This window comes from Novacetimonas maltaceti, from assembly GCF_002906255.1.
Lineage (GTDB): Bacteria > Pseudomonadota > Alphaproteobacteria > Acetobacterales > Acetobacteraceae > Novacetimonas > Novacetimonas maltaceti.
Genome location: NZ_POTC01000088.1, coordinates 1 through 6,288 on the forward strand (window position 1 = coordinate 1; position 6,288 = coordinate 6,288).

Here is a 6,288-nt window from a genome sequence, read left to right on the forward strand (position 1 = left end):
CGGGAAGGGCGGGGTGCTACCCCTGCGGATCGGGACTGGCGGTATCATCAGCCACCGGCAGGCAGCCCGGTGGCGTGTTTTCACGCAGGAAACGGGCGAATTCGCGAAATGCCCCCTGTCGCGGGTCGGACGCGCGCCAGACAAGGCCGATGGTGCGCCGCGCATCCGCAAGGGGTGTCGTGGTGATCAGGTCCTCCCACTCCCCACGGTGGCGCAGGGCCAGGCGGGGGATCAGGGAATACCCTTCGCCCGCGCCAATCATGTGCCACAGCATTTCCAGGCTGGTGGCAAGGCGCTGGCGGTCGTGATACGCGGGCATGCCGCACAGGGCCAGCGCCTGGTCGCGCAGGCAGTGCCCTTCTTCAAGCAGCAGCAGGTCCGGCCCGTCAAGGTCACCCATCGCAAGTGCCTTGCGGTGCGCAAGCGGGTGGTGCGCAGGAAAGGCGGCGACAAACGGCTCTTCAAAAATTGGTGTGCAGCACAGGGCTTCATGACTGACCGGCAGGGCGGCAAAGACGAGGTCGAGTTCGTCATGACGCAGCATCCGCAGCATGGGAAGCGTCTGGCTGTCAGTCAGTTGCAGCCGGAGTTGCGGATAGGCATGGCGCAGGAGCGGCAGCAGGCTGGGCACGTAATACGGGCCAAGGGTGGCAATGACACCGATGCGCAGCATCCCCTCCAGCGGTCCCGCCTGCACGCGCGCGGCCTCGATCATGGCGCGGGCGGCGGCAATCACCTCGCGGCCCAGCGCGATCAGGCGCGCACCCTGCGGGGTCGGGGCGACATGGCGGCGGGTGCGTTCGAACAGGACCACGCCCAGCAGCGTTTCAAGCTTGCGCACCTGCTCCGACAGGCCGCCCTGGCTTACGCCACAGCGTTCCGCCGCACGGGAGAAGTTGCGCAGGTCGTCCACCGCGACAACATATTCGATGTCCCGCAGCGACAGGCCGGAAAGGGGAATATAGCTCATGGGTATAGGTATAACGGATTCCTGAGGAGGGATTGAAAGGTTCTGCCTATCAGAGCTATCAGAACAAACAGTTTCCGCGTCATCCGTGTTCGTGGGACAACTGGCCTGTCATCAACTGACAAGCGAAAGCGAGGAGCATTCACATGGCACGCATCAATTCGCCCCTGAAGCCTTTCAAGGCCGACGCCTTTCACAATGGCAAGTTCATCACGGTGACCGATGCCGATGTTAAGGGCAAATGGTCCGTCTTCTTCTTCTATCCGGCCGACTTCACGTTCGTCTGCCCGACGGAGCTTGAGGACCTGGCCGACAACTATGCCGCGTTCCAGAAGCTTGGTGTGGAAATCTACTCGGTCTCGACCGACAAGCATTTCACGCACAAGGCATGGCATGACACCTCGCCGGCCATCAGCAAGATCAAGTATGTGATGATCGGTGACCCGACCGGCCACCTGGCGCGCAATTTCGACGTGCTGATCGAGGAAGCGGGCCTTGCCGACCGTGGCACCTTCCTGATCGATCCGGAAGGCAAGATCCAGTATATCGAGATCACGGCAGGCGGCGTCGGCCGCAGCGCGAGTGAACTCCTCGGCAAGATCGAGGCCGCGCAGTATGTTGCCTCCCACCCGGGCGAAGTCTGCCCCGCGAAGTGGAAGGAAGGCGGCGCGACCCTGACCCCGTCGCTGGATCTCGTCGGCAAGATCTGATCGCAGGTCCGTGGCCCGGCCCTTCACGGGGGCGGGCCATCGCACCCACCTTTTCGGAAAAAGCGGAGTTCTTTCCCATGTTGCAGGACACCATCAAGGCGCAGCTCAAGGGGTATCTGGCAAACCTGGCCCATCCGGTCGTGCTGGAAGCCTCGCTCGACGACAGTGCCCCATCGCGTGAGATGCATGAACTCCTGCATGAAGTCGCCGCCCTTTCCGACAAGGTGCAGGTGTCGGAGCAGGGTGTTGCCACGCGCAGGCCCTCCTTCGTCATCCGTCGTGCGGACGCCACGGGGCAGGGCATGGCGGGCGTGACATTTGCGGCCATCCCGATGGGGCATGAATTCACGTCCTTCGTGCTGGCGTTGCTGCAGGTGGCAGGGCACGCGCCGAAATTTTCGGATGACGTGATTGCGCAGATACGCGCCCTGCCGGGCAAATACGCGTTCGAGACCTACGTCGCCCTGTCGTGCCAGAACTGCCCGGACGTGGTGCAGGCGCTCAACGCCATGAGCGTGCTCAACCCCAACATCCACAATACCACGATCGATGGCGCACTGTTCCAGGACGAGGTCGCGGCCCGCAACATCATGTCCGTGCCGCAGGTCTACCTCAACGGTGAACCGTTCGAGACCGGGCGCGCCGATGTGGAACAGATCCTTGCGAAGCTGGATGCGGACGCGCCCCGGCGCGCGGCGGAAAGGCTGAAGGATATCGCCCCCTTTGACATGCTGATCATCGGTGGCGGCCCGGCGGGTGCGTCTGCCGCCATCTATGCCGCGCGCAAGGGACTGCGCACCGGCATCGTGGTGGAGCGTTTCGGCGGGCAGGTGATGGACACTGACGGGATCGAGAATTTCATTTCCGTCAAGGAAACCGACGGCCCGAAGCTGTCCGCAGCGCTGGAAGCCCATGTCCGGCAGTATGACGTGGACGTGATCTCCTCGCAGCGCGCCAGCGAACTGTTTCCCGCGGCACAGCCGGGCGGCCTGCATGGCGTGGCGCTGGAGAGCGGGGCGATCCTGCATGCCCGCACGGTCATCCTTGCCACCGGCGCGCACTGGCGTCACCTCGGCGTGCCGGGTGAGGAGGAATATCGCAACAGGGGGGTGGCCTATTGCCCGCATTGCGACGGCCCGTTCTACAAGGGCAAGCGCGTTGCGGTGGCGGGCGGGGGGAACAGCGGTGTCGAGGCCGCGATCGACCTTGCCGGTATTGTCGCGCATGTCACGCTGCTGCAGCGCGGATCGCACCTGAAGGCCGACAAGGTGCTGCAGGACAAGCTGTACAGCATGCCCAATGTCACGGTCCTGACAGAGGCGCTGACCACCCGGATCGAAGGCAACGGGAAGAATGTCACCGGCCTGACCTATCGCGGGGGAGACGGGGCGGATCATCACCTCGACCTCGAAGGTGTGTTCGTGCAGATCGGCCTGCTGCCCAATACCGGCTGGCTGAAGGGCACTGTCAGGCTGACCGACTTTGGCGAGATTGTCGTCAATGACCATGGCGCGACGTCAATCCCGGGGATATTCGCGGCGGGGGATGCCACGACAACGCCATACAAGCAGATCGTCATCGCCATCGGTGATGGCGCGAAGGCGGCGCTTTCGGCCTTTGACTACCTGATCCGCGTCCCGGCCACCGGGGAAAAGCATGCGGCAGTCCTGGAAACCGCCGCAAAGTAATCAAAAATCTTCACCAGACGCCGCCTTCTTTCACGAAGGCGGCGTTTCTGCATTCAGCCCTGAAGCCGGGTCACAAGCAACTGGTTGATGCGGAATCCTTCGACATCGACCACTTCGAAGCGGAAGCGCGCCGTGTCCACCCGGTCGGCCTTGCGCGCCATGCGCCGCAGGCGGTGCATGACAAAGCCGCCGATCGTGTCAAAGGGACCGGCCTCATCAAGGTCGGTGGCGTCGAGTTCACGGCGCACATCCTCGATCGAGGCCGCACCGTCGATCAGCCATGAATTGGCGTCGCGCCGGACGATCAACTGCTCCTCGAACGGGTTTGCGACACCTCCCATCAACGCCCCCATGATGTCCTTGAACGTGATCAGGCCCACCACAAGCCCGTATTCATTCACCACAAGGGCAAAGCCAACCCCGTGCGTGTCGAACTGCGCCAGCGTATCCCACAGGTTGATCGTCTCCGGCACCGACAGCACATCGCGCCGCACCCCGAAATCCACCCTGTCGTCGGGGGATGCCGTGCCGGGGGCGGGGACACGATCCACCACGGCGGCCAGCACGTCTTCCGCCCGGATGGACCCCACGACATTGTCAAGGCCCCCATTGCACAGGGGATAGCGCGAATAGGGTTTGGCGCGGACCTTGGCCTTCTGTTCCTCAAGGCTTTCCTGCAGGTCGAGGAACACGATTTCGTCACGCGGCGTCATGGCGGACGTGATGGAGCGATCCTGCAGTCCCAGCACGTTCTGGATCATCTGGTGCTCCTGCTCCAGCAGGACGCCTGATGCGGTACCGGCGGCAAGGATGGCGCGCAGGTCCTCCGGGGTTACGGGTTCGACCGCCGATGCGGCGGGAATCTTCAGCGCGCGCAGGATGGCATCCGACATCTTGGAAAACACCCAGACAAGGGGATAGAGCAGTTTCAGCGCCATGGCCGGGAACCACCCGACCGCAAGGGCGACCTTGTCGGGCGCATTCATCGCGACGCGCTTGGGGATCAGGTCGGCAAACAGCACGAACATGCCGGTCACAAGGAAGAAACCCACCGTTGCGGCCAGCGTCTGGGCGGTGGCTTCGCCCAGGCCCCATGCCATGAGTCCCCCGGTCAGGGACGGGGCAAGCATTTCCGAACTGATGATCCCGCCCAGCACCCCAACACCGTTGAGGCATATCTGCAGGACCGTCATGACCTGTCCGCTGTTACGGCGCAGGCGCAGGAAGGCGGCGGCGCGTTCATCACCCGCATCCGCGCGGGAGCGGAGCCTGACGTCACGCGCTGCCGCGAAGGATATTTCCGAAAGTGAAATAAAAATATTGAGTGCGACCAGAAGAACAAGAGAAATCAGGCCGGATAGAAACAGAATCACAAGGGCACCTGTTAAGAGACAACGCCTCCAAAGTAGCACGAAACCCATGGGGCATGGATATATTTTAAAAAAGATACATGCCCCATGTAAGTATGTTTTTTATAAATAATACCGCATGTAATGTCGCCATGCGGGCACGGACGGCCCGCATGGCAGGCTACCTTGCCTGCAGGGCGGACAGGTTCGGCCCGGTCAGGTTGTCCTCCGGCTCCTCGCCCCGGGTGCGTGGCGGGGGGACATCGCCTGCGGGCCGGGCATCATGCAGGCCGGAATACTGCAACGGACCGACGGAGGGCAGCCGGTTGGGCGCAGGCAGCAGGGAGGCATCCCATCCCCCGCCACAGGCCCGGACCAGACCGACCTGCGCCTGAAGGTAGCGCGTCTGGACCTCGACCTGCTGGATGCGTGCCTCCAGCGTGCTGACCTGTGCGATCAGGACATCGAGATAGGCGGCAAGTCCCCCCTTGTAGAGGTTCATGGTGATCTCCTGCGTCTGGCTTGCCGCGCCCACGGCGGCCCGCAGGCGGGTGTTCTCGCTGTCCAGCCGCTGGGTGCGGGACAGGCCGTCCTCCACATCGCGAAACGCCGTCAGGACCGTCATGCGGTAATGGTCGCGTGTCTCGCGATAGGCGGACCAGCTCTGCTGCAGTTGCGCGCGCCGCAGCCCGCCCTCAAAGACCGGCAGCGTGACTGTCGCGCCATAGGTCCACATGCTGTTGGCGAGGTTGGCGAGGTTGAAGCCGTTATCGCCAAAGCCCCCGTCCATGCGGAAGGAGACATGCGGGTAAAAGGCCGCGCGCGCGATGCCGATGGCCCGGTTGGCCTGCGCCATCTGGCGTTCGGCCATGGCGATGTCGGGGCGGCGTTCAAGCAGTCCGGACGGCAGGCCGGGGGAAATGGCAAGGCGCGTTGCGTTCAGGTGGCTGTCGGCAGCGATATGGAAGGAAGACGGCGCGACATTGACCAGCACGGCAATGGCATGTTCCATCACCTCGCGCTGCGCCTGGATATCGAGCAGGTGCGCCTGCGTGGTGTAGAGCTGGTTTTCCGCGCGCGCCACGTCAAGGCGCGAGGCCGCCTGATCCTGCAGGCGCGTGCGCGTCACCCGCAGGGAGTCCTCGTAATACCTGATCGAGCGGGCATAGATGTCGGCCTGTGCATCAAGTCCGCGCAGGGTGAAATAATCGCTGGCCAGTTCCGCCTGCAGGCTCAGCCGGGCAGAGGCGTATTCGGCGGCCTGTTCCTGTGCGTAATCCTTCTGCAGGCGGACACGGTTGCGGATGGAGGACCAGAAGTCCGGCTCCCACGAGGCCATGCCGCCATAGAATTCGTCGGAATCCGTGATCGGCCCCTTGTAGCGGAATAGCCGTTCGGCCGAACTCTTGTTGTTGCTGCCGCCAAAGGCAATCCCGAAATGCGGTAGCAGGTGGAGGGATCGAAGAACCCTTGATTGATGTGCTTGGCCGGTAATTTCTGGGTTTTGGCGATTTGATTGACGGTTTTTGCGATGGCGTCCAGTCTGCGTTTTGAGCAGATTGGGAGTTGTCTCT

General features: G+C 63.1%; 5 protein-coding genes. 2 read left to right on the forward strand and 3 right to left on the reverse strand.

Translation table 11 applies throughout. The features are described from left to right. Positions 1–16: 16 nt before the first annotated feature. Entirely contained in the window at positions 17–970 is a 954-nt protein-coding gene (locus tag KMAL_RS15725; RefSeq protein WP_110096442.1) for a hydrogen peroxide-inducible genes activator, read from the reverse strand. Between the two features lie 143 nt (positions 971–1,113). On the opposite strand from KMAL_RS15725, the gene ahpC reads away from it, so the two are divergent. Together ahpC and ahpF are read left to right on the forward strand one after the other, a co-directional pair. After that, positions 1,114–1,677, forward strand: coding sequence for an alkyl hydroperoxide reductase subunit C (gene ahpC, locus KMAL_RS15730; RefSeq protein WP_110096443.1), 564 nt, complete (start codon positions 1,114–1,116; stop codon positions 1,675–1,677). A 77-nt stretch (positions 1,678–1,754) separates the two neighbouring features. Then, the gene (gene ahpF, locus KMAL_RS15735) at positions 1,755–3,365 is read left to right on the forward strand and encodes an alkyl hydroperoxide reductase subunit F (protein WP_110096444.1); all 1,611 of its coding nucleotides are present in this window, start codon (positions 1,755–1,757) and stop codon (positions 3,363–3,365) included. Between the two features lie 53 nt (positions 3,366–3,418). Here the strand turns inward: ahpF and KMAL_RS15740 are convergent, their stop codons facing one another. Together KMAL_RS15740 and KMAL_RS15745 are read right to left on the reverse strand one after the other, a co-directional pair. After that, complete coding sequence (locus KMAL_RS15740; protein WP_180999859.1) at positions 3,419–4,738, reverse strand: hemolysin family protein; 1,320 nt, start codon at positions 4,736–4,738, stop codon at positions 3,419–3,421. Between the two features lie 157 nt (positions 4,739–4,895). Next, positions 4,896–6,288, reverse strand: a 1,393-nt coding sequence (locus KMAL_RS15745; RefSeq protein WP_239020180.1) for a TolC family protein, incomplete at its 5' end; no start/stop codon positions are given.